Source organism: Bacillus sp. FSL R5-0593 (genome assembly GCF_038603755.1).
In the GTDB taxonomy this organism is placed as follows: domain Bacteria; phylum Bacillota; class Bacilli; order Bacillales; family Bacillaceae; genus Bacillus; species Bacillus velezensis.
The window spans coordinates 1,415,030-1,437,456 of sequence record NZ_CP152011.1; the positions used below are offsets into that span (position 1 = coordinate 1,415,030).

The 22,427-nt window shown below is 43.5% G+C and carries 22 protein-coding genes, 1 pseudogene and 1 riboswitch; of the genes and pseudogenes, 17 read left to right on the forward strand and 6 right to left on the reverse strand.

The window, feature by feature from the left end; all coding sequences use genetic code 11:
- Positions 1-18 precede the first annotated feature (18 nt).
- Complete coding sequence (clpE, locus tag NYE36_RS07325) at positions 19-2,115, reverse strand: ATP-dependent protease ATP-binding subunit ClpE (RefSeq protein WP_007408460.1); 2,097 nt, start codon at positions 2,113-2,115, stop codon at positions 19-21.
- 401 nt (positions 2,116-2,516) lie between these two features.
- Between clpE and NYE36_RS07330 the strand changes: the two genes are divergently transcribed.
- From NYE36_RS07330 to queF, 6 genes are all read left to right on the forward strand, one after another.
- Complete coding sequence (locus NYE36_RS07330) at positions 2,517-3,554, forward strand: transporter (RefSeq protein WP_020953988.1); 1,038 nt, start codon at positions 2,517-2,519, stop codon at positions 3,552-3,554.
- Positions 3,555-3,651: 97 nt separating this feature from the next.
- Positions 3,652-4,773 carry a hypothetical protein gene (locus NYE36_RS07335; RefSeq protein ID WP_042635147.1) on the forward strand — a complete coding sequence of 374 codons (1,122 nt, stop codon included), beginning with the start codon at positions 3,652-3,654 and terminating at the stop codon, positions 4,771-4,773.
- Between the two features lie 108 nt (positions 4,774-4,881).
- A riboswitch (PreQ1 riboswitch) is annotated at positions 4,882-4,926 on the forward strand.
- A 99-nt stretch (positions 4,927-5,025) separates the two neighbouring features.
- Positions 5,026-5,685, forward strand: coding sequence for a 7-cyano-7-deazaguanine synthase QueC (queC, locus tag NYE36_RS07340; protein WP_003154679.1), 660 nt, complete (start codon positions 5,026-5,028; stop codon positions 5,683-5,685).
- A complete protein-coding gene (gene queD / locus NYE36_RS07345; RefSeq protein ID WP_007611020.1) occupies positions 5,686-6,126 on the forward strand; it encodes a 6-carboxytetrahydropterin synthase QueD in 441 nt (146 codons plus the stop codon).
- Complete coding sequence (queE, locus tag NYE36_RS07350; protein WP_015239741.1) at positions 6,119-6,850, forward strand: 7-carboxy-7-deazaguanine synthase QueE; 732 nt, start codon at positions 6,119-6,121, stop codon at positions 6,848-6,850. Before queD ends, queE begins: the two co-directional genes overlap by 8 nt.
- Positions 6,851-6,867: 17 nt before the next feature.
- Entirely contained in the window at positions 6,868-7,362 is a 495-nt protein-coding gene (queF, locus tag NYE36_RS07355) for a preQ(1) synthase (RefSeq protein WP_003154673.1), read from the forward strand.
- Positions 7,363-7,550: 188 nt separating this feature from the next.
- On the opposite strand, the gene NYE36_RS07360 is transcribed toward queF, so the two are convergent.
- Positions 7,551-7,793: a hypothetical protein gene (locus NYE36_RS07360; RefSeq protein ID WP_122503871.1), complete on the reverse strand. Its 243-nt coding sequence runs from the start codon at positions 7,791-7,793 to the stop codon at positions 7,551-7,553.
- Positions 7,790-8,146, reverse strand: a complete 357-nt coding sequence (locus tag NYE36_RS07365; protein WP_015417346.1) for a winged helix-turn-helix transcriptional regulator — start codon at positions 8,144-8,146, stop codon at positions 7,790-7,792. The genes NYE36_RS07360 and NYE36_RS07365 overlap by 4 nt, the downstream gene beginning before the upstream one ends.
- A 168-nt stretch (positions 8,147-8,314) precedes the next feature.
- On the opposite strand from NYE36_RS07365, the gene NYE36_RS07370 reads away from it, so the two are divergent.
- Both NYE36_RS07370 and NYE36_RS07375 read left to right on the forward strand, forming a co-directional pair.
- Positions 8,315-9,061: a glucose 1-dehydrogenase gene (locus NYE36_RS07370; protein WP_015417347.1), complete on the forward strand. Its 747-nt coding sequence runs from the start codon at positions 8,315-8,317 to the stop codon at positions 9,059-9,061.
- A 135-nt stretch (positions 9,062-9,196) separates the two neighbouring features.
- Positions 9,197-9,408 (forward strand): annotated as a pseudogene (locus NYE36_RS07375) (NADPH-dependent 7-cyano-7-deazaguanine reductase QueF); the annotation flags it as partial.
- A gap of 1,184 nt (positions 9,409-10,592) precedes the next feature.
- On the opposite strand, the gene NYE36_RS07380 reads toward NYE36_RS07375, so the two are convergent.
- On the reverse strand, positions 10,593-12,347 hold the full coding sequence (locus tag NYE36_RS07380; RefSeq protein ID WP_113766316.1) for an AIPR family protein: 1,755 nt from the start codon (positions 12,345-12,347) through the stop codon (positions 10,593-10,595).
- Between the two features lie 699 nt (positions 12,348-13,046).
- On the opposite strand from NYE36_RS07380, the gene NYE36_RS07385 reads away from it, so the two are divergent.
- Positions 13,047-13,322, forward strand: coding sequence for a DUF3219 family protein (locus tag NYE36_RS07385; protein WP_064108125.1), 276 nt, complete (start codon positions 13,047-13,049; stop codon positions 13,320-13,322).
- Between the two features lie 72 nt (positions 13,323-13,394).
- Here the strand turns inward: NYE36_RS07385 and NYE36_RS07390 are convergent, their stop codons facing one another.
- Entirely contained in the window at positions 13,395-13,580 is a 186-nt protein-coding gene (locus tag NYE36_RS07390) for a YkvS family protein (RefSeq protein ID WP_003154669.1), read from the reverse strand.
- A gap of 163 nt (positions 13,581-13,743) precedes the next feature.
- Here NYE36_RS07390 and NYE36_RS07395 point away from each other — a divergent pair, with 163 nt between their 5' ends.
- The 6 genes from NYE36_RS07395 (at position 13,744) to NYE36_RS07420 (ending at position 20,214) form a co-directional block, all read left to right on the forward strand.
- Complete coding sequence (locus tag NYE36_RS07395) at positions 13,744-13,938, forward strand: hypothetical protein (RefSeq protein WP_007409591.1); 195 nt, start codon at positions 13,744-13,746, stop codon at positions 13,936-13,938.
- 275 nt (positions 13,939-14,213) lie between these two features.
- Positions 14,214-14,837, forward strand: coding sequence for a cell wall hydrolase (locus NYE36_RS07400; RefSeq protein ID WP_033574622.1), 624 nt, complete (start codon positions 14,214-14,216; stop codon positions 14,835-14,837).
- Between the two features lie 115 nt (positions 14,838-14,952).
- Positions 14,953-16,293 (forward strand): polysaccharide biosynthesis protein, encoded by a 1,341-nt coding sequence (locus tag NYE36_RS07405; RefSeq protein ID WP_007409593.1) that lies wholly within the window; start codon positions 14,953-14,955, stop codon positions 16,291-16,293.
- A 62-nt stretch (positions 16,294-16,355) separates the two neighbouring features.
- Positions 16,356-16,850 carry an endospore biogenesis thiol-disulfide oxidoreductase StoA gene (gene stoA / locus NYE36_RS07410; protein WP_007409594.1) on the forward strand — a complete coding sequence of 165 codons (495 nt, stop codon included), beginning with the start codon at positions 16,356-16,358 and terminating at the stop codon, positions 16,848-16,850.
- Positions 16,851-17,092: 242 nt separating this feature from the next.
- Positions 17,093-19,006 (forward strand): heavy metal translocating P-type ATPase, encoded by a 1,914-nt coding sequence (locus NYE36_RS07415; RefSeq protein WP_113766315.1) that lies wholly within the window; start codon positions 17,093-17,095, stop codon positions 19,004-19,006.
- A 113-nt stretch (positions 19,007-19,119) separates the two neighbouring features.
- A complete protein-coding gene (locus NYE36_RS07420; RefSeq protein WP_015417353.1) occupies positions 19,120-20,214 on the forward strand; it encodes a Xaa-Pro peptidase family protein in 1,095 nt (364 codons plus the stop codon).
- Positions 20,215-20,271: 57 nt separating this feature from the next.
- Here NYE36_RS07420 and NYE36_RS07425 read toward each other — a convergent pair whose 3' ends face one another.
- Positions 20,272-20,397 (reverse strand): hypothetical protein, encoded by a 126-nt coding sequence (locus tag NYE36_RS07425; protein WP_014721086.1) that lies wholly within the window; start codon positions 20,395-20,397, stop codon positions 20,272-20,274.
- Between the two features lie 97 nt (positions 20,398-20,494).
- Between NYE36_RS07425 and NYE36_RS07430 the strand changes: the two genes are divergently transcribed.
- Together NYE36_RS07430 and glcT are read left to right on the forward strand one after the other, a co-directional pair.
- The gene (locus NYE36_RS07430) at positions 20,495-21,460 is read left to right on the forward strand and encodes a LacI family DNA-binding transcriptional regulator (RefSeq protein WP_094032392.1); all 966 of its coding nucleotides are present in this window, start codon (positions 20,495-20,497) and stop codon (positions 21,458-21,460) included.
- A gap of 50 nt (positions 21,461-21,510) precedes the next feature.
- Complete coding sequence (gene glcT / locus NYE36_RS07435; protein WP_012117426.1) at positions 21,511-22,377, forward strand: ptsGHI operon transcription antiterminator GlcT; 867 nt, start codon at positions 21,511-21,513, stop codon at positions 22,375-22,377.
- The last annotated feature ends 50 nt before the right edge of the window (positions 22,378-22,427 follow it).

The following is a 22,427-nucleotide window of genomic DNA, read 5'->3' on the forward strand; positions in this document are numbered from 1 at the left end:
GAGGGAACCGCTTTTTTCTTATTGTGCCCGGACTTTGATGCCGTCCTCTTCCATTACGACATGGAAGGCTTTTATTTCGTTGTCATCCAATAAGAGATCTGTCATTTCGTCCTCGATCAATTCTTGGATGGTTCTTCTGAGCGGGCGTGCTCCGAAAGCTGGGTGGTAGCCGATTTCAGCGATTTTTTCTTTCGCTTCGTCCGTTACGCTCAGGCTGATGCCGCGCTCTTTTAATGTGTCTTCAAGCTCTGTGAGAAGCAGGCTGACGATTTTCACGAGATGTTCTTTTTTCAGGGATTGGAATTCAATGATGCTGTCAAACCGGTTTAAAAACTCCGGTTTGAAGAACGCGCTCAGTGAATCAATCAGCGTTTGTTCCTCTAGGACGCTCTCTTCAGATTGGAATCCGACTTTCACCTGTTTTTCGCCGGTTCCAGCGTTGCTTGTCATAATCAAAACGGTATCTTTGAAGCTGACCGTTCTGCCCTGGCTGTCTGTCAGACGGCCGTCCTCCATAATCTGCAGAAACATATGCTGGACATCAGGGTGGGCTTTTTCAATCTCATCGAGCAGCACGATGCTGTACGGATTGCGGCGCACTTTTTCCGTTAATTGACCGGCTTCATCGTGTCCGACATATCCCGGCGGTGAACCGATGATTTTTGATACGGCGTGTTTTTCCATGTATTCACTCATATCGAGACGGATAATGGAATCTTTTGTACCGAACAGTTCATCTGCGAGTGTCTTTGATAACTCGGTTTTTCCGACTCCGGTCGGTCCGACAAAGAGGAAGGAGCCGACAGGTCTGTTTTTGGATTTTAAGCCGGCGCGGCTTCGTCTGACCGCTTTCGCCACTTTTTTCACGGCTTTTTCCTGACCGATGACGCGCTGATGAAGATGCTCTTCAAGTTCCTTCATTTTGACTTGTTCATCAGCCTGGAGTTTTCCGACCGGAATGCCTGTTTTCTGTTCAATGATGGCTTGAATATGCTCCGCCCCGATTTCAGGTGAAGAGGCCGGTGTTTCATGCGCCAGCTGCTTTTCCAACGCCGCTTCTTCATCACGCAGTTTCGCGGCAAGCTCATAATTTTCTTCATGAAGCGCTTTTGTTTTCTCCGCGTCAATTGCTTTGAGTCTCTCAGCCGCATCTTCTTCATTTACGGTATCAAGCTCCAGGTTCGCCTTAGAGCCGGCTTCATCTAATAAGTCGATCGCTTTATCCGGCAGGTGGCGGTCCTGAATGTAACGGGATGAAAGCGTAACACAGGCGTTTATCGCTTCATTGCTGAATGTGACGCCGTGGTATTTCTCGTATTTATCTTTAATGCCTTCCAGAATGCTGATGGCTTGTTCTATTGTAGGCTCGTGAACCATGACAGGCTGGAAGCGTCTTTCAAGCGCCGCATCTTTTTCAATCTGGCGGTACTCTTTCAGCGTTGTCGCCCCGATGACCTGCAGCTCGCCTCTGGCAAGCGCCGGTTTCAGGATGTTCCCGGCATCCATTGATCCCTCGGCAGAGCCGGCGCCTACAAGAAGGTGAATCTCGTCAATGAACAAGATGACGTTTTTCCGTTCTTTTAATTCGTTCATTAATTGTTTCATTCTTTCTTCAAACTGGCCTCTGATCCCTGTATTGGCGACGAGAGAAGCGACGTCAAGCAGGTAAAGCTCTTTGTTTTTCAATTTGTTCGGCACATCGCCTTCAGCGATTTTAAGCGCGAGGCCTTCTGCAATAGCCGTTTTACCGACGCCCGGCTCACCGATCAGCACCGGATTGTTTTTATTCCGGCGGTTCAAAATTTCAATTACGCGCGCCACTTCATGATCGCGGCCGATCACAGGGTCAATCAGACCTGCTTTTGCGCCGTTTGTGACGTTTTGAGCGAGCTCGTCGAGCAGGCCTTTTTCAGAGCCGGCCTGCTGTTTATTTTGATTGGGAGCGAAACCTTGCTCAAACGGGAATCCGAATGATTGTGGCCCCATGCTCATAGACGGTTTTCGGGTTAATTCTGTATAACATGTTTCACATAAAACGAATTGTTTTTGAATGGAATTGACTTGCATGTTCAGGCGAATCGTCGCCTCGTTTTTCTGACAATGTTGACAACGCATTTGCCAAAACCTCCTCGAAAAATGTTTGATCATCTTTGACCAAACGGATTAGAAAATAAGGTCTTAACTTTGACCTTCTTTGATTAATAGTATACTCTGACCTTCTTTGACTTTCAAGTGTTTTGTTTCAAACCCTGAAAAATAAATGTTTACAGCATGATAAGTGATATTTGTGAGGTTTGATTATTTTTGACCAATATAGTCAGAAAGGAAATGAAATGTTTTGACCTTTCTTGATGAAGAGTATACGCCGGCCCTTTTTTTCTTTCAATATTTTTGCTTAGAGGAGAGAGGTGAATCTGTTTTCTCCGGGGAAGGACGATTTGTTCGTCTTTTCGGGCGACTTGTCTCATAAGCATATATAAAGGCCTGGACAAATCTGCGCTTAGCCGGAGGGTGAAATGGGACAAACAAAAGGTTCTGCAAGTCAGCTTGCATTTGTATACGTAGGCACGGTTGTAGGAGCCGGTTTTGCCACGGGACGGGAAATCGTTGAGTTTTTTCTGAAGTTTGGCTGGATCGGTCTGTTCGGTATCGTGGTAAGCGGTCTGATGTTTACATATTTAGGCGCCAAAATCATGATCATTTCCAAACGGATTCATGCAGCATCTTATCAGGAATTGAACACATATTTATTCGGCCAGTCCATCGGCCGCGCCGTGAACATGTTTATGATGTTTATATTGCTGGGAGTGACCTCTGTCATGCTGTCCGGAGCGGGAGCGCTGTTTCATGAACAGCTTGGCTGGTCCGCACAAGCGGGGATCCTTCTGACGATCGTACTGAGCTTTGCCGTCATGACAAGCGGCGTTAAAGGTGTGTTCGGCGTCAATATATTGGTTGTGCCGCTTTTAATTTCCTTCTCTTTTATCGTGACAGCAGATTCATTTGTATTTACAAGCACGAGAAACGCGGACGAATGGGTATGGCCTGACAAGTGGAATTGGCTTTTGTCCGCCGTCTCTTACGGCGCGTTAAATTTATCGCTCGCCCAAGCCGTGCTTGTGCCGCTTGCGAATGAAATGTCTTCAGAGAAGGTGATCAGAAGGGGGGCTTATTTTGGCGGCGTTCTGTTGACACTGGTGCTTGCCGCGAGCTTTTTATCATTATCGGTGCTGCCGGATGTGCTGGAGTTTGACATTCCGATGGCTCAAGTCGTCTATTCGTATTCGCGTTCGCTTCATATCATTTATTTGTTTATTATTTTCGGAGAAGTGTTTACGTCGGTCATCGGTAATTTATACGGATTGGAAAAACAATTAAACAGTTTTCTTCATATAAAAAGTACATATATTTACGGCGGCATTTTGGCGTTTGCTTTCATTATCAGCCAAATCGGCTACGGACAGCTGATTTCCACCGTTTATCCGGTGTTTGGGTATGTGAGCCTCGCTTTCATCGGCGCATTGATTTGCAAAAAAATCCCGAAAGAAAAATAAGGATATAAGGAAAATGTCTGTATTTTTTGGGAATTCCCCTTCTTTTTTCCTGACATTTCTGTATAATGAATTGGGAAATGATGGGGAGGAGTAAGAGATGAAAGCTCGACGTGTATTATTGGGATTTATTTTTATTTGTATCGGCATTGCGTTTTTTTTACAGAGGGCGGGAGTTATTCATATATCCGCAGGTTCGGCGTGGCCGTTTCTTTTCATTATAATGTCCGCAGGGTTTCACGCCGGATTTATTTTTGCGAAAAAAACGCCTGACCAGGCGGGACTGCTCGTTCCGGGCGGTATGTTTTTTGTGCTGGGCTGCCTGTTTTGTTTTGAAACGGCAACGGGATGGACGTATTCAGGCGTGACGTGGCCTGTTTATATATGGGCGCCTGCTCTCGGTCTGTTTGAGCTGTGGTATTTCGGCGGGAGGAAGTTAGGTGTATTGATTCCTGCTTTCATCCTGACAGCCGTGGGAGCACTATGCTTTGCCGGTATGCTGATGACGGGGCTGTGGCCGCTTTTGATCATCGCAGCCGCGCTTTTGTTTCACGCCGCTGCCTTTATGCAGCCGAAAAAAAGATCGGGCCTTCTTATTCCGGGCGGCATTTTGCTTGTGACGGGTTGCTTGTTATGGTTTGAAACGCTGACGGATTGGACTTACGCAAATGTGACATCGCCTGTCTACCTCTTTGCCGTTGCGTTCGGTCTGTTTGAAGCCTGGCTGTTCGGCAGAAAGCAGAGAGGGCTTTTGACTGCTGCGGCGGTTCTGTGCGCCGCGGGCATTTTCGGCATATTCACCAATGCAAATGAAGTCATCAGCGAACGCGGCTGGCCCGCTCTCATTCTTTTGCTGGGCGCCGCTTTTCACATTCCGATTTTCGGCCCGAAACCTGTCAAAAACGCGGGACTTCTCGTACCGGGCGGCATCTTATTGATTACGGGGATCTTGTTTGTCTTTGAAACGGCAACCAATTGGTCCTACTCCGGTGTGACATGGCCTGTTTACCTGCTTGCAACGGCATTCGGTTTATTTGAGCTGTGGCTGTTCGGCGGGAAACAGAAGGCGCTGCTCATCCCGGTTGCGGTGCTGACCTTGACAGCACTTTGCTTTATGATGACGAATCAGCCGATCATTCCGGTTTCTGTTTTCTGGCCTGCTTTATTTGTTCTGATCGGGATTGCGCTGATGGTATTTCCGGGGAAAAAACGCGGGGCTTAAACCCGATTTTGCAGCCTGACACAGGGTTCAGGCTGTTTTTTTATTGTCACGGGAAACAACATTATGGTATGATAGCAAAAGTGAAAAAAGAAGAAAATCCGTATTGATGCGGGAGAGGTTCTAGCTACACCCTCTATAAAAAACTAAGGACGAGCTGTATCCTTGGATACGGTTTTTTTATGTTTTTTAGGGCGCCTTCTCCGAAAAAGGCGCTTTTTTTATGGAATGATAGATAAGGGAGAGAAAGACATGATGAAAAAAGAAAAAGCAGTTGTGGTGTTCAGCGGAGGCCAAGACAGCACGACTTGTTTATTATGGGCTTTGCAAAACTTTGAAGAAGTGGAAACCGTTACATTCCATTATAATCAGCGTCACCAAGAAGAAATCGATGTGGCAAAATCGATTGCCGAAAAGCTCGGTGTCAAAAATCACTTGCTTGATATGTCTCTTTTAAATCAGCTTGCGCCGAATGCGCTGACAAGAGATGATATCGAAATTGAAGCGAAGGACGGGGAACTGCCGACAACCTTCGTGCCGGGACGCAACCTTGTATTTTTATCCTTTGCATCGATTCTTGCATATCAAATCGGCGCGCGCCACATTATCACCGGTGTTTGCGAGACTGATTTCAGCGGCTACCCGGACTGCCGTGACGAGTTTGTCAAATCCTGCAATGTCACCGTCAACTTGGCGATGGAAAAGCCGTTCGTCATTCATACGCCGCTTATGTGGCTGAACAAAGCGGAAACGTGGAAACTTGCGGATGAGCTCGGCGCGCTTGATTTTGTAAAGAATAACACACTGACTTGCTATAACGGCATCATTGCGGACGGATGCGGCGAATGCCCGGCATGCCTGCTCCGCAATAAAGGATATGATGAATATATGAAAATGAAAGGAGAGCGGAACTAATTGCTTTCTCAAATATACCCGCAGGTTCAGCATCCTTATTCGTTTGAGTTGAATAAGGACATGCACATCTCAGCCGCGCACTTTATTCCCCGCGAAAGCGCCGGAGCGTGCAGCAGAGTCCACGGGCACACGTATACAGTAAATATTACAGTTGCGGGGGATGAACTGGACGATTCAGGCTTTCTCGTGAATTTCAGCGTGCTGAAGAAATTGGTGCACGGCGCTTATGACCATACATTGCTGAATGACCATGACGAATTTTCTGAAGATGACAGATATTCACTGCCGACGACCGAGGTCGTGGCCAAAACGATTTACGATAAGGTGCAGTCCTACCTCGAAACACTGGAGAATCAGCCGGTCTGCGTGCAGATTTTTGTCAGGGAAACCCCGACAAGCTATTGCGTATACCGCCCGAAAAAAGGTGATAGGAATGGCTAAAGGAATTCCGGTATTAGAAATTTTCGGACCGACGATACAAGGGGAGGGCATGGTTATCGGCCAGAAAACCATGTTCGTCCGCACGGCGGGCTGCGACTACTCCTGCAGCTGGTGCGACTCCGCTTTTACATGGGACGGCTCTGCCAAAAAAGATATCCGCTGGATGACGGCGGAAGACATTTACCGCGAGCTGAGAGAAATCGGCGGAGACGCCTTTTCCCATGTCACCATCTCAGGAGGAAACCCGGCGCTGTTAAAGCAGCTTGACGCGCTGATTCTGCTGCTGAAAGAGAACGGGGTGCGCGCCGCTTTAGAAACGCAGGGAACGGTCTATCAGGATTGGTTCACAATGATTAACGACCTGACGATTTCACCGAAGCCGCCAAGTTCGGGGATGACAACCGATTTTGCAAAGCTCGATCACATTGTGTCTTCGCTTGATGCGGCAGAAAGGCTTAACGCGGTCAGCTTAAAGGTCGTCATTTTTAATGATGAAGATCTGCAATTCGCGAAAACCGTGCACAAGCGGTATCCGAATATCCCGTTTTATCTTCAGGTCGGAAACGATAACGTCCATACGACGGACGACCGGGCATTGATCGCACATCTGCTCGGAAAATACGAAACACTCGTTGATAAGGTTTCAGCCGATTCGGATCTGAATCTCGTCAGAGTCCTGCCTCAGCTGCATACATTGCTTTGGGGCAATAAACGGGGAGTTTAATAGAAAGGGAGATTTATATGACAAGAAAAGAATCAGAATTAGAAGGAGTTACGCTCCTGGGGAATCAAGGGACAAACTATTTATTTGAATATGCGCCGGAGGTTTTGGAATCATTTCCGAATAAACACGTGAACCGTGATTATTTCGTTAAATTCAACTGCCCGGAATTTACGTCGCTTTGCCCCAAAACGGGACAGCCGGATTTTGCAACCATCTACATCAGCTATATTCCGGACGAAAAAATGGTGGAAAGCAAATCGCTGAAGCTGTATCTTTTCAGCTTCCGTAACCACGGAGATTTCCACGAGGACTGCATGAACATCATCATGAATGATTTGATCGAATTAATGGACCCCCGCTACATCGAAGTATGGGGCAAATTCACGCCTAGAGGCGGAATCTCGATTGACCCGTATACAAACTACGGCAGACCGGGAACAAAATATGAAAAAATGGCCGAACATCGGATGATGAATCATGATATGTACCCGGAGACGATTGATAATCGGTAATTATTCCGTTGTGTGATACGGAGTGTGACCCGCACTAAGCTCAATAAAAGTGTGACCTGAGGTGCAACCTGAACTGTGACTTTTATGCAGTGGAAAATTGATAGTACAGAAGCAGATTAAGGCGTACAATTTGTACGTCTTTTCTTTTTTATCCGAAAGAAAAAATGCCTATCTAGAGATCATAGGCATTAAATATTATTATCAATATCTTCATTTATTTTTTGGCTAAGTTTCTGAACCTTCTCTTTAACATTTGAAACAGCTCTTTTTTGAATTTCATCAAAGTTTTCCTGAATATAGTCCGTGACACTTCTTATTAGAACTTCACTTTCAAAATTGAATATCTCATTTATTTCTGACTGTTCTTCATCTGTTAGGTGAGGGTATTGAAGTTGTTTAGCATTTACTTCAGCAGCTACATCAATCCTCACTTTAGTTGTTCTGGTTGTACAATTTCATATTCACCTTCTGCATACTCTTGCTCCGCATAATGGCTTCCCCATTGACAGAGCTCCTGCAAGATAGGTTTAAGAGATTCTCCAAGTTCAGTGGATGAATATTCAACCTTCGGCGGTACTTGATTATACATCTTTCTGCTCACAAGTCCACTGGCTTCAAGCTCTCTAAGTGTTTGAATCAGCATTTTCTGAGTTATATTTGGGATCATGCGCTTTAATTCACTCGTTCTCTTTGGTCCATTCATTAAAAAGTATAATACAAGTCCTTTCCATTTTCCGCCAATGACTTCCTTTGTCACTTCAAACCCACAGCTAAATTTTTTCATGTCTAAAGCTCTCCATTCCACATTTATTACTTTTTAGTTACTATATCACAAAAAAGTGGGTACTTCCGATAATGTGCTTACTGAAGGATACTATATCTTGTAAGTTGTTCTTCAAGTACTTAAAGGTACTAGACATAAAATAATATGAATTCTAAAGGAGTGTTAAGTATGGGTAAATTTGAAGGTAAAATAGCGCTTGTAACGGGTGGAACAAGTGGGATTGGTCTTGCTGCAGCACAAAAATTTGTAAACGAAGGTGCATATGTTTATATCACGGGACGCAGACAAAACGAACTTGATAAAGCTGTTAACCAAATTGGCAAGAACGTAACCGGTGTTCAAGGTGATATTTCTAAGCTTGAAGACTTAGACAAACTATATGACATGATAAAGCAGGAAAAAGGTAAGTTGGACATTCTTTTTGCTAATGCAGGCATCGGCAACTTCCTTCCATTAGGTGAAATTACTGAAGAGCAGGTTGATAGAACGTTCGACATTAACGTTAAAGGAACCATCTTTACTGTTCAAAAAGCGTTATCACTATTCCCGGACAAAGTAGGTTCTATTATTGTAACGGGCTCTACTGCTGGATCAATTGGCAACCCAGCGTTTAGTGTATATGGAGCTTCTAAAGCAGCATTAAGAGCACTGGTTCGCAACTGGATTCTTGACCTAAAAGGTACTGAAATCCGTGTAAATGTGGTGAGTCCAGGAGCTATTCTTACACCTGCATACGATGAGCTTTTTGGTGATGCACTTGAAGGAGCAATGGAAAATGCCAGAAATACTGTTCCGGCTGGAAAAGTTGGGACACCTGAAGAAGTAGCAAACGCTGTATCTTTCCTTGCTTCAGACGAAAGCAGTTACTTGACGGGTGTTGAATTGTTCGTAGATGGCGGGCTAGCACAGGTATAATTTCACTGCGCAGAGATTACAAATAGTCCCCAAAAAAGGTTAAAATCAATCGTTTGGTAAGGTGTGAAATTGGTGTGACTTCATGATTAATGCTAGAGCAAGTACTTATGGGACAAGACTTTGACCTGCCTTTTCTTCCACGAGGACTGCATGAACATCATCATGAATGATTTGATCGAATTAATGGACCCCCGTTACATTGAAGTATGGGACAAATTCACGCCTAGAGGCGGAATCTCCATTGACCCGTATACAAACTACGGCAGACCGGGAACAAAATATGAAAAATGGCCGAACAACGGATGATGAATCATGATATGTATCCGGAGACGATTGTCAACCGTTAATTTTCAGACGGGGTACGGTCTCGGAATATAACCTAAATACCCCCGGTTGTGATACGAAGTGTGAAACGGAGTGAGGTCACGGTAAAACCCGAACATTTAGCGTCAGTTTTAGACGGAAATGTGACCGAGTCACAGCGCAGTGTGACCCGTAATTAGAATAAAATAGAGTCGATAATGAACGTAAGTGTGACTGAAGTAACCTCGTCTTTTTAGGCGGGGTTATTTTTTTGTCCATTTTCCGAAGTGTATATTAACAATTAATAAATAACGGATGAAAAAAGTTTCATCGACCTTGTCGAAAAATCATTCAACACTTACCCATTATACAAAGGCAAACAGATTCTAAGCCGATAGATAACGACCAGAAAAAGGGGGCGGGGTTACCGCAAATTAATTCGAGCGGCCGTCGAGCTTTTTGTAAAAGGCGACCTGCCGATTAGAGATTTACGTACCCTAAGATAGGCAATACGGAGTGTTATATTACAGTCATTCAAAATGGAAATTTGTTTGCATTAAAGTGAAGAGTGCTCGATCCGAAGATTTCCAATGGTTAAATTCGGCCTAGCATATTCAAGCACATCCAGTCGCTTTTAAGGTATACGCAAACACAATGTGAAAATCGATACATAGGAGAAAACGGGCGGCAGTTCTTTGATGGTTATCGAAACTTTCCGTAGATTAAAAGCAGGTGTGTCAAAAGAGGGGTCCGCATAAATAGTAGAGGAGTGATCGGATAAGCTTCAGAAAGACCAGTCGGAGCAGATTTGCTATTTCAGAGATCGTCATTTTGAATTTGAGCCAGCCAGCTTGAAAAAAGATTTTGTAGCATATTGGAGATGAAAATCTAAAAATACAAGTTAAAACACGGGTAAATGGATAGAAGGTACTGGAGTCAATTAAAATCAGCAATCCCATTAAACTTGTATAAAAATAAGACTATTCAAAAGAAGATGTACATATTCGATAATCGGTTCATAAACGAGAAGGGAGACTATTCGGTGAGGTTAGCCAAGAAATTACATTTCAATTTAGACTGGACAGGGTCACAATTACCGGTTTTTTAGATCATGTCTTCTATATCTAGTGTGGGACTGTCATTTTTAATTTGTAGTCTTCGATAAAACTCAGAGATAAAAAAGGGGTAAAATTTCAAGTTACCCCTTAAACACTTAAGATGTTGTTATTCATTTCGTAATTAGGTCTGAAATATTTTCATTTATAAAGTCACTTAATGCGATTTGTTTTGAAACGTAGGTTAAGTTTGTTTGGGAGATTTCCTCAGAATATTTTAAAACTAATTCTTTTGTAAAGCTATACGCTGTAAAGATTATTTCATCAGTTATATGTTCTACGTCTATGTTACATAAATCTCTATCGCCATTGAACCGAGCTTTATCTAATACTACAGAAGCAAGCACTCTAGATATATGGAAATTGTAATGTGTTGATAGAGCAATATCTATATCGTCATTTGGTGCAAACACTTGCTTTATAAATTGTTCAACTCGTTTCATCAATTTTATTGATTGAAGGTAAGTTTCCATCGGTCTATTATCTGGGAAAAGTCTATTATAATCACTCTCCTTTTTAGTAAGAATTGTTGGGTTTGATCTTGCTTTTGATGGGTTTTTTTCAACAATTGATGTTATACATTGAGATAGATAATTTATAGAAATTATTTTTTTTATCGGCTTGTTTTGATTTCTATAATAATTTTTTCTTCTATCATAAAAGTAGCCGTTCGCTAAGAAGTAATCTTCGATGTCTCTTTGCACCTTATGAGTAGCTCTTAATAAGGCTGGAGGTACAGGGTTATGAGAGTTATTTGACTTGATAATAGTGTCCATTGTTTCTTTTTTATTTGTTATTATAATTTTTAATAATATCGAACGGGTATCATTTTTAGGAAGATCAACGCTGAAGGCGTTATAAAGAGTATGTGAAGTCTGTAAACCATTTACAATCTGGATATTTTCTAATTGTAGTGTTTTTCCAATCAATGTCCCATTTTCTGCAATAATAGTTATCCCGTTATTTAACCACCAAAAATCAAATTCATTTTTTTCCCTAAGAGTTTCTGCTATGTCGTTATTTACAGATGTATTGTTTTGAAAATCCCGAATGTTAGATTCAAACAGATATTTTCTTAAAGTATTATCTCCATCACATAGAAATTTATAATATTCTTTCACATTTACAGAAGCAATATAACCCCTTTGATCGGATTCTCTGTAATCTATAGCAATTGGGTTTTCATTTAGTTTTAATGCAAGCGAATAGTCTGGTTCTTTACGTAAAAGGTTTAATATGTATTCAGCATCAATAAGTTTATAATTAAAATTCATTTTGCCTAGATTTGATTGAAGTGTCTTTTCTCTTAAAATACTGATTTTATTTAGATATGAATGGTTCTTATACTTGGGGCCATATATCTTTTGTTTATCTCCTTTGCAAACATGATAAAAATTAATGTTCAATGTAGGATGCTTTATTGCTATTTTCTTAATTATATTATGTATTAAATAAATTTTTTCGATAAGATTTTCAGAAACAGCTTTTTTTATTGATTCTAAATCTTTGTCTAAATCAAATATAATGTTCGTTGCTACAATAAATTTATCAATCACAGATTCATTAATGGTGTTAGTATTTTTATATTGAAGAAAATGGAGGTCTAGTTTCATTTTACTTTGGATTTCAATCTCTTCTAGGTTATTGATTAATTCATCATTCAAATAAATATAGACTCCGTCAACCCCGTAATCCTTACTATCACCAACTAAACCAAGTAATGCTTCGTCAAATGCAATGTCTTGATTTTTAAATATTTGTTCGGTTGAGAACACCTCAAATGCTTTATCTTTTGTTTGAAATTGGTTGCCATTTTTATTTATATAATCATCTAAATGAACATTTAATAAAGTCAATTGGTTACTCAAAATTCTCACTCTTTTCAATTTTAATTAGTCGTTAATAACAATATCAAATTAATTACAGTATATCCATAAGTTTGTTTTTGTGAGGGTCGTTTGAATTGAACAATATCGAGTGAAATGTATTGGTTAGAAATATAAGTTGAGTGTATTCCACATGTAAGAGTATTGTGATTTAAAGTCGCTTCTATTTAAGAAAATAAGAGTAGATCAGAGTTATTATAATATACCCCTTGTTTGGTTTTGTGAGTATTATTAATGTTAAATATCTATAAAGGGGATATTGATATCGAAAAGGAGATTTTTTGGAGTTGAATTGATGTGATATCGAATTTGGGTAATGACATCGAAAGATAAGTATTGAAATTGACTAGCGGTTTTTCTAGAGTGGGTGAGTTGTAATCATTGTATAACAAAAACGATATTTAAATTAAGTTTCCACTTTTCCTTTTCCATGCATGATTTTCCTGCCAAAGAATAAATAGTACATGAAAGTTCAGTATTAAAAAGACGAGTAAACCCGGGGGGAGTGTACTCGCCGCTTCAATACGTGACGGGTGCTGGATGGCAGCTCGTCTGTTTCATTATAAAATAGGGAACATACGTTTGTAAAGGCCTGCGCAGTTTTTTCTCATTCGGAGCGGATCAATTGTAAAGGAATGGTCAGCATGATAGCATGTCCTGTAAAAAGAAGGAGTGTTCGTTATGGAGCCGTTAGAGTTAAACGGTGTAAGACTGAAAATGTATGATTGTAAAGAAAGTGCGGGTGAAAACGGCCGCATGATTTCATTTATATTGAAGGTGACCTCTGAAACGTATCATGATATTGCCGTCCTTTTGTATGAAAAAACATTTGACATCAAGGCGCCCGAGCGTGGGCTTGAATTCCGCGGTAAAATAACCAACTACTATACATCCGTCACTAATCTTTACAATAAAGATGAGACCGATGATTTTTTTGTAGAAATGACCGAGATCTGAATTCATTTGAAAAAGCTGCCGGGCGGCAGCTTTTGTGCGGGATATGTAAATGGTTCGGATTGTTCGGGGGGTTTAATAGGAGTCTCTGATGATTTTATAATTCTTATGGTTGACGACAGTGAGGGAATCTAATTCAAGGTCACGATAATTATCCATGATGGTTACATCAACGATGACGGAGTTTTCATTTACTTTTTCAACAATACCGGTTAATCCGTTTTTAAATTCAATGACGTTTCCAACCTTAGCAATTTTCACGAGCTTCCTCTCCTTTATCATAAATCCTGTTTGAAAATATTTTGCAGTATTTTCTTTAAGAAGTAAAGCGATATGGGTATCAGCCCGCTCAATCATTGTCCCGGCGGGGGAAAGATGGTATATTGATTTTCGGGAAAAAGCCGAGAAAAGGAGGCTGTGTTCGTTGCTGCCTGAGGAAATTTCAGAATGTATTAACCAAATGCGCACCGGTGAAATCAAAGAATTCAGGGTGCAGAAAGAACATTTTCTTGCATTTCGAGCAGTTTTATCGAAGCAGGAAGATTTTAAGCATTTCCGCGGTATTGCACAGCAGGGCGGAGATGTTGTATTTCAGTATTTAGAACAGCCAAGAAGCTGACGGCTCCTCGCACTTGAGGAGTCTTTTTTTTGTTTTTTGGTTTCTCATTTCATCTTGTTGTAACAGATGTAAACAAAATGTAAAATCCCTCCGATGGATACTTTTACTGCTATTTGGTTAATGTTGTGAAAATGACGGCTGTTTTCCTGCCAATAACAAGGCTGTTAACGAACTTCTTCCATCATAAAAGCTGATTGGGAGCACTGGAAAATCTTTAACCGTGAATTTGCGCACAGCTCTTGTTAAGGTAGTGAAGTATTTAAGGAGGAAATCGTATGACGACAAAATTTGCTGCCTTGGCTGTCTTTTTTCTATGTTTTATGCCTGCATCAAAAATTGAACATACAGAAGCTCTGTTTACTTTTGCGAAGAAGCCAAAGCAAGAACCCAGCACACTGGTTGCTGATTTAAATAAAAAAAGCTCGGTTCCGAAGCTTTCAAAAACGGATCATAAGCATTCTATCCGACCGATAAAGCTGTCATCTCACCAAGAGAAGAAGGCAAAACCGGAAGAGACGGCTTATCAGCCGCCGAAAAAAACGTATTCCCGCGCTGACAGACAACTTCTGTCACGTCTCGTTCACGCAGAAGCGAAAGGTGAATCTTATAAAGGGAAGGTTGCGGTAGCCAGCGTAGTGTTGAACCGCACTGAAAAAAACGGCTTCCCGGATACCATTCGGGGTGTGATCTATCAAAGGAATGCATTTGAACCGGTAGCAAACGGAAGCATTAATCAAAAGCCGGATAAGGATTCCATCGCCGCCGCAAATGAGGCGCTTGACCATCCGGGAAGAGAAACGGACGCGTTGTTTTTCTACAATCCGAAAACGGCATCTGACCACTGGATCCGTTCCCGAAAAATTATCGAACGGATCGGCAGACACGTATTTGCGATGTAAGCATAGCGGGATCAAAAATATCCCGGCTATGCTTTTTTCAATTTTGAGAAATCGAAAATATTTTCAGAACTTGTCTCATATGATGATGGAAGAACGAGAGACAAGGAGAGACACCATGAATCGATTTGTGAAAGGGATCATTCTTTTATCCATCGCCGCCTTTTTCGCGGAATGTCTGGAATTTGTCGTGAATATGATACTGGCGCGGGAGCTTGGCGAGCATGGGATGGGACTTTACATGAGCATTCTGCCCACCATTTTTTTAATTATCGTCATCGCCAGTCTGGAGCTTCCGATCTCCATTTCAAAATTCATCGCGGAATCCAATCAGAAGCTGCATGAAAGCATGCTCCGGCATGCCTTCAGAATGACCGCCGTTTTTACCGCGTTTTCAACCGCGGCCGCAAGCATCGCGCTGCCGTTCATTCCTGTATTCGATACGTATCACCCGTTTATTAAAGGGATTGTCATCGGGCTGATTCCAGTCGTCGCTTTTACATCCATCGCCAGAGGTTATTTTATGGGTGTGCAGCAAATGGGAAAAATCGCGGTTGCGAATGTCATGAAAAAAATCATTCAAGTGCTTTGTCTGTTTATCTTTTTTCAATGGTACTCTTTTGAAATTGATATGGCCGTGCTCATTTCATTATTTGTGCTGGTCGCAAGCGATGTCGTGGTGTTCGTTTACTTGTATACGCAGTTTATTTTGGCGAGGAGGGCGCTTTCCGGCCATCAGCACATTCATCTTCGCGGGAAAGACGTGCGGAAACGCCTCCTGGCCGTATCGATCCCGACAACGGGACTTCGTATATTTCATGCGGTGACGAACGCCATTGAACCCTTTTTAGTGAAAGGAGCGCTGCTGGCGTCCGGGGCAGCCGGGACAGCCGCGATTGATCAATACGGCATGCTTGCCGGTGTAGCGATGACAATCGGTTCGTTTCCCGCGTTTATCGCTCATTCGCTGATGGTCGTCATGATTCCCAGCATTTCAGAAGCGTATGCGCTGTCCCAATATGATATTGTGCTGAAACGGCTGAGACAAGCGATTTTTATTACATTCGGCTACGGCATTCCAGCAGTCTGGGTCATGTTTCAGTTCGCGGGACCGCTGACCCATTTGTTTTTTCAGTCTCCGGAAGCGCAGTATTATTTGCAGCTTTTGTGGCCGTTTTTTCTTTTTCATCTGTTTGTGATGCCGCTTCAGGCCTGTCTGATCGGTATCGGCCACGTGAAAACGGCGTTTTATCATAACGTATGGAGCAGCATTGTAGGGCTTTCGATGATGTATGTGCTCGGTTCTATGCCGGAATTGCAAATGCTCGGCATTATACTCGGCATGAATACCGGCATGATTCTTCTGACAAGTTTACATTACGCGACGATCTGCAAAGACCTCGGTGTCTCCGTGTTTTTGACGGGCGGCGGAAGAACAGCGCCCCGGATCGAAAGCTGAAAAGGCTGATACATTTCAATAAGGAAGGGCAAGCTATCCGAAACGCGTGAAAGGAAGATCATATGCATAAAAACCGCCTAATTGTATGTGCAGTCCTTTTGATAGCTGCCGCCGTCTGGATGCCTGAAGCAAAAGCCTCATCAGAAAAACAGGCAGTTCCCGCCGTGTTTCTGATGAAGACGATTGAAGGAGACGAGATATCGATTCCGAATAAAGGGCAGAAAACGATTTTGCATTTTTGGACATCGTGGTGTCCGCCGTGCAAAAAAGAACTGCCTCAGTTCCAAACGTATTATGAACAGCATCAGTCCGATGATGTAAGCCTTGTAACGGTAAATTTGATGAATGCCGAGCGAAACAAAAATACCGTTCAAAACTTTGTCAGTCAGCACCATCTCACTTTCCCGATTGTTCTTGACACGAAAGGCGAGCTTATGAAGGAATACGATGTCATGACGATTCCCACGTCATTTCTGCTGAATGAAAAAGGAGAAATCGAAAAAAAGATCGTCGGTCCGATGACCGCCTCACAATTAAAAGAATGGTCAGAGAAATAAAAAGGTGCTGGAGGAATTCCTCCAGCACCTTTTTTGCATATAATGAACAGCTGAAGAAACGCTAATGATAATTATTATCAAAAAGAAATTAAAACAATTATAATTGAAATCTTCCGCCGGCATGCTATAATAAAGAAAACACTGCGATAACACTGTGAAAATGCTGCCTGTCAGGCGGCTGTTTTGCTTTTATCGGGGAATTGAAGATGATTTGCGTTCTCAATTAGAGAGGAGAATTCATAATGAACGAACAAGTGATGACACAAACCCATTCACAACAGCACATACAAGAAGAGCGGGCCGGAAAAAAGTGGCTCCAGCATGCAGAACTCATTGCGGCGCTCGTATCCGGCGTCCTTATTCTTGCGGCCTGGTTTTTTACCGAAACAAAAGGCCTGTCCGTCACTTTGTATATCCTTGCCTTCCTGATCGGGGGATTTGCAAAAGCGAAAGAGGGAATTGAGGATACCATTGAGACGAAGGCGTTAAATGTGGAACTGCTGATGATTTTTGCGGCTGTCGGCTCCGCCCTGATCGGTTATTGGGCTGAAGGCGCTGTTCTTATCTTTATTTTTTCGTTAAGCGGCGCGCTTGAAACATATACGATGAATAAAAGCAGCCGTGATTTAACATCTTTAATGAAACTGGAACCGGAGGAAGCGACACTGCTTGCGGACGGACGGGAAAAGCGGGTGCCAGCTGCTGAACTTAAGATCGGTGACATGATCGTCATTAAGCCGGGCGAACGCGTAGCAGCAGACGGGATCATTGAGTCTGGCGTGACGAGCCTCGATGAATCGGCGCTTACGGGTGAAGCGATGCCGGCGGAAAAAACAGCCGGAGATTCTGTGTTTACAGGAACGGTAAACGGAAACGGCTCCTTAATGGTTCGTGTGACGAAAACAAATGAACAGTCTTTATTCAGAAAAATCATCCGGCTGGTGGAATCAGCCCAAAACAGCGTGTCACCGGCTCAGGCATTTATTGAGCGGTTCGAAAGTGTCTATGTCAAAGGCGTGCTGTTAGCCGTGGCTTTGCTTTTATTCATTCCTCATTTCGCTTTAGGCTGGAGCTGGAGTGAAACCTTTTACCGGGCGATGGTGTTTATGGTGGTCGCCTCCCCGTGCGCACTTGTCGCTTCTATTATGCCCGCTGCGCTTTCCCTTATCTCAAATGGGGCCCGCAACGGATTATTGGTTAAAGGAAGTGTGTTTTTAGAGCAGCTGGGAAGCGTACGGATGATCGCATTTGACAAAACCGGCACGGTCACTAAGGGACAGCCGGCAGTCGCGGCATTTCAAGCTGCGGAACATGTGAGTGAAGATGAGATCATGCAGGCGGTGTATGCGATGGAAAAGCAATCAAGCCACCCGCTTGCAAAAGCGATAGCTGAATTTGCCGAAAGCCGGGGCGCCGCGCCCGCAGGACATCTATCGATTGACGAGACGTCCGGATTCGGTGTTCAGGCTGAAATAGAAGGCGTCAAATGGATGGTCGGAAAAGCGGGGTTTGCAGGTGAAGATGCGGCAGATGCTTTTTTGCAAACATCGGGAAAAGAATTAAAGGATGAAGGTTTTACACTGGTCTTTGTTAAAAAAGATGACCGGATTGCGGGCTGCTTTGCCTTAAAGGATCAAATCCGCCCTGAAGCCAAAGCCGTGATGGCTGAGCTTGAATCACTGGGCATTAAAACAGCCATGCTCACCGGCGATCAGTCTGAAACTGCGGCTGCCATTGCAAAAGAGGCGGGCATGACGACGGTTGTTGCCGATTGTCTGCCGGACCAAAAGGCAAAAGAAGTGAAGAAGCTGAAAGAAACGTACGGCACAATCGCCATGGTGGGGGACGGCATTAATGACGCGCCCGCTCTGAAAACCGCTGACGTCGGTATTGCGATGGGCGGGGGAACGGACGTGGCCCTTGAAACGGCTGACTTAGTCCTTATGAAAAATGATCTTCACAAGCTTGTGAAAATGTGCAGACTCTCAAGGAAAATGAACCGGATTATTAAGCAGAATATTGTTTTCTCGCTCTCGGTCATCTGCCTTTTGATCTGCGCTAACTTTCTGCAGGTGATGGAACTGCCGTTTGGCGTGATCGGGCATGAGGGGAGCACGATTCTGGTCATTCTGAACGGACTGAGATTATTAAAATAAACATGACAGCCGCACATCGGGCGGCTGTTTTTTAAATGTTCGTTCACAGCATAAACGCCGGAAAACTGATAGAATGAATAAAGAGTCACTTTGGTAAGGAGGAAAAGCAAAAAATGAACAGATTAGAACGTGTTTCATCTTGGCTGAAAAAAGAAGGACATGATGCGGCGTTTATACATACAAAGGAAAACGTATTTTATTTAACTGATTTTTACACGGATCCGCATGAGCGGTTAATGGGATTGTTCCTGTTTCAGGAACAGGAGCCGTTTTTCGTTTGTCCGGGAATGGAAGCCGGACAAGCCCGCAACGCCGGGTGGGAGCATGATATTATCGGCTACGGCGATCACGAAGATCCGTGGGAGCTGATCAAAGCCGAGCTCACAAAACGAAATATGCGGCTTGATTCCATCGCGGTTGAAAAGGATTCGATCTCTCTTTCCCGCTCAGAACAGCTCAAACAAGCTTCAGGGGGCGCGGCATTTGTTTCGGCAGAAGAAACGCTCAACCAATTCCGTCTCGTGAAAGATGAGAAGGAAATCAGCATTCTCAGGGAAGCGGCAAAGCTCGCGGATTACGGAGTTGAAGTCGGTGTCGCGGCGCTCAAAGAGGGTGTGAGTGAAACCGAAGTACTCGCGCAGATTGAGTTTGAGCTGAAGAAAAAAGGCGTGCAGGGCATGTCATTTTCAACGATGGTGCTGTTCGGGGAAAAATCAGGCCAGCCCCATGGGAATCCGGGTGCAGACCGGTTGAAAAAAGGCGATTTTGTTCTGTTTGATCTGGGCGTTATTCTTGACGGCTACTGTTCAGACATTACGAGAACATTCGCATACCAATCAATCAGCCCGAAACAGGAAGAGATTTACGAAACGGTGCTTAAAGCTGAACAGGCGGCGCTTCAATTAAGCAAACCAGGCGTCAGAATCGGCGATCTCGATTTAAAAGCCCGCGGCATTATTGAAAAAGCCGGATACGGAGACTATTTCCCGCACCGCCTCGGCCACGGACTCGGGATTTCGGTTCACGAATATCCATCAATGAGCAGCGCGAACGACACACTCCTCAAAGAAGGCATGGTGTACACGATAGAACCGGGGATTTACGTGCCGGATGTCGGCGGCGTGCGCATTGAAGACGATGTGTTCGTCACAAAAGACGGCGCCGAAGCATTAACGCAGTATCCGAAAGAATTAACGATTCTGAAATAAAAAGCTTTGTGATAAAAAAGGACGGTTCTGGAACGCAGCGTCCTTTTTTATCACCTTTTAAATGAAAAAATCATCAAAATGCTGAAATGGTTTGATGTCATGCTTTTCATTCAGGGGCCGCATGGCAAGATAACTGCCGCCGACTATGGCGAGACACAAACCGATTAAGCAAAGAATCCCCATCGCTGTTCTTCTCCTTTCAAACGAATAGGCTGTTTCTGTTTCTAGCTTACTGTATGAAACGCATTCCAGATCAAGGGAAAAAAGAAAGGGGGACGCCATGGCTACGATCAGAGACATTGCCGGCGCTGCCGGGGTTTCCGTTACAACGGTTTCAAGAGTATTAAACGATCATCCTTATGTAAGTAAGGACAAAAGAGAAAGAGTGAAAAAAGCGATGCAATCGCTCGGATATACGCGCAACATTCATGCTGTGCATTTATCCAAAGGTTTCTCCGATATGATCGGCGTTGTGCTTCCGTCGGTGAATCTGCCGTATTTTGCGGACCTTGTTGCAGGTATTGCCGAGGCTGCCGAAGCGTCAGGCGTGCATCTTTCTTTATACCAGACAGATTATCAGCAGCAAAAAGAACGTTTTGCCTTATCACAGTTACAGGAGCGCCAAGTGGACGGCCTGATTATCTGCTCCAAAGCAATTCCTGATGAACATCTGCTTACCGTGAAAGAACCGCTCATCCTCTGCCAGTACACTGATGCGGCAGGGCTTTCCTCCATCAGTAATCCGCATCGGGAAGCATTTCGGCACGGTCTGGATTATCTGATAGAAAAGGGACACCGGAAAATAGCGATCAGCCTGGCCAGAAAAAAGGGAAAAAACAGTCAAGTCCGCATTGCCGCATACAAAGAGGCGCTCAAGAAGATCGGGCAGCCTTACAGGGAAGAGCTGGTTGTAGAAAAGGCGCTGACGCTGCTTGACGGGAAAGCCCTTTTTCATAGATGGAAGAGCTGGGATGACAGACCGACTGCGCTGTTTGCGGCGAATGATCAAGTATCCGCAGGTCTTTACCTTGAAGCCAAGGCAAACGGGACGCGCATCCCGGAAGAGCTTGCGATTTTGAGCATCGACAATCATGATATCAGCAAGATGTTAGGTATTTCCACAATAGATATACAAACAAAAGAAATGGGAAAGCAGGCTTTTCACATGCTTGAGAACCGGATCAGCGGCGGGCCTCCGGTAAGGAAAGTTCTTGATTACCGCCTTATTGAACGATCAACCGTCTAAAAAAAGAATTGACGCGCTTTCCGTTCGTTTTGTACGATATGAGGTATTGAATGACAAAGGAGCTGAGGATCATGAAGGGGTCCTTTACAGTTGAAAAGGTATTAAATAACAATGTGCTCATCGCAACACATGATAGATACAGTGAGGTCGTCTTAATCGGAAAAGGGATCGGCTTTGGAAAAAAACAAGCGGATGTCATTGAAGATAAAGGGTATGACAAGATGTTCATCTTAAAGGATGAAAAAGAACAAAAACAATTTAAAAAGCTCCTCGGTTATGTGGACGAGACACTTGTCGACATCTCCAATGACGTCATTTATCATATCAAGAAGCGGACAAGCCAACCGTTAAATGAGCATATCCATATTGCGCTGACTGACCATATCGCCTTTGCGGTAAAGCGGCTGCAGCAGGGTTTTGACATTAAAAACCCGTTTCTCATGGAAACCGAAACGCTTTATCCGGAAGAATTCCAAATTGCCCGTGAAGTCGTCGGCATGATTAATGAAAAGACGGGAATCTGCCTTCCGGAAGGGGAGATCGGCTTTATCGCTCTGCATATCCACTCCGCCCTGACGAATCGGCCCCTTTCAGAGGTCAATCAGCATTCACAGCTGATGTCCCGGCTCGTTCAGGTGATTGAGGAATCTTTCCAGATGAAAGTGAATAAAGAAAGCGTCCACTATTTGCGGCTGATCCGGCATATCAGATTTACCATAGACAGGATTAATCGGGAAGAGCAGACAAAAGAACCAGAAAAGTTAATGTTATTATTGAAAAATGAATACCCGCTATGCTACAATACTGCTTGGAAACTGATAAAAATCTTGCAGCAAATACTGAAAAAACCAGTTCATGAGGCGGAAGCGGTTTATCTCACGCTTCATTTGTACCGATTAACCAATAAAATTTCATAATTTCAGTTGAAACCTTAAAAACGTGTCACTGATTCGATCAGGCATGAGTG

Coding starts and splice junctions, on each gene's coding strand:
- clpE (WP_007408460.1), bottom strand. CDS start 2,115: ATGCGTTGTCAACATTGTCAGAAAAACGAGGCGACGATTCGCCTGAAC.
- NYE36_RS07330 (WP_020953988.1), top strand. CDS start 2,517: ATGGGACAAACAAAAGGTTCTGCAAGTCAGCTTGCATTTGTATACGTA.
- NYE36_RS07335 (WP_042635147.1), top strand. CDS start 3,652: ATGAAAGCTCGACGTGTATTATTGGGATTTATTTTTATTTGTATCGGC.
- queC (WP_003154679.1), top strand. CDS start 5,026: ATGAAAAAAGAAAAAGCAGTTGTGGTGTTCAGCGGAGGCCAAGACAGC.
- queE (WP_015239741.1), top strand. CDS start 6,119: ATGGCTAAAGGAATTCCGGTATTAGAAATTTTCGGACCGACGATACAA.
- queF (WP_003154673.1), top strand. CDS start 6,868: ATGACAAGAAAAGAATCAGAATTAGAAGGAGTTACGCTCCTGGGGAAT.
- NYE36_RS07365 (WP_015417346.1), bottom strand. CDS start 8,146: ATGAAAAAATTTAGCTGTGGGTTTGAAGTGACAAAGGAAGTCATTGGC.
- NYE36_RS07370 (WP_015417347.1), top strand. CDS start 8,315: ATGGGTAAATTTGAAGGTAAAATAGCGCTTGTAACGGGTGGAACAAGT.
- NYE36_RS07385 (WP_064108125.1), top strand. CDS start 13,047: ATGGAGCCGTTAGAGTTAAACGGTGTAAGACTGAAAATGTATGATTGT.
- NYE36_RS07400 (WP_033574622.1), top strand. CDS start 14,214: ATGACGACAAAATTTGCTGCCTTGGCTGTCTTTTTTCTATGTTTTATG.
- NYE36_RS07405 (WP_007409593.1), top strand. CDS start 14,953: ATGAATCGATTTGTGAAAGGGATCATTCTTTTATCCATCGCCGCCTTT.
- stoA (WP_007409594.1), top strand. CDS start 16,356: ATGCATAAAAACCGCCTAATTGTATGTGCAGTCCTTTTGATAGCTGCC.
- NYE36_RS07415 (WP_113766315.1), top strand. CDS start 17,093: ATGAACGAACAAGTGATGACACAAACCCATTCACAACAGCACATACAA.
- NYE36_RS07420 (WP_015417353.1), top strand. CDS start 19,120: ATGAACAGATTAGAACGTGTTTCATCTTGGCTGAAAAAAGAAGGACAT.
- NYE36_RS07425 (WP_014721086.1), bottom strand. CDS start 20,397: ATGGGGATTCTTTGCTTAATCGGTTTGTGTCTCGCCATAGTCGGCGGC.
- NYE36_RS07430 (WP_094032392.1), top strand. CDS start 20,495: ATGGCTACGATCAGAGACATTGCCGGCGCTGCCGGGGTTTCCGTTACA.
- glcT (WP_012117426.1), top strand. CDS start 21,511: ATGACAAAGGAGCTGAGGATCATGAAGGGGTCCTTTACAGTTGAAAAG.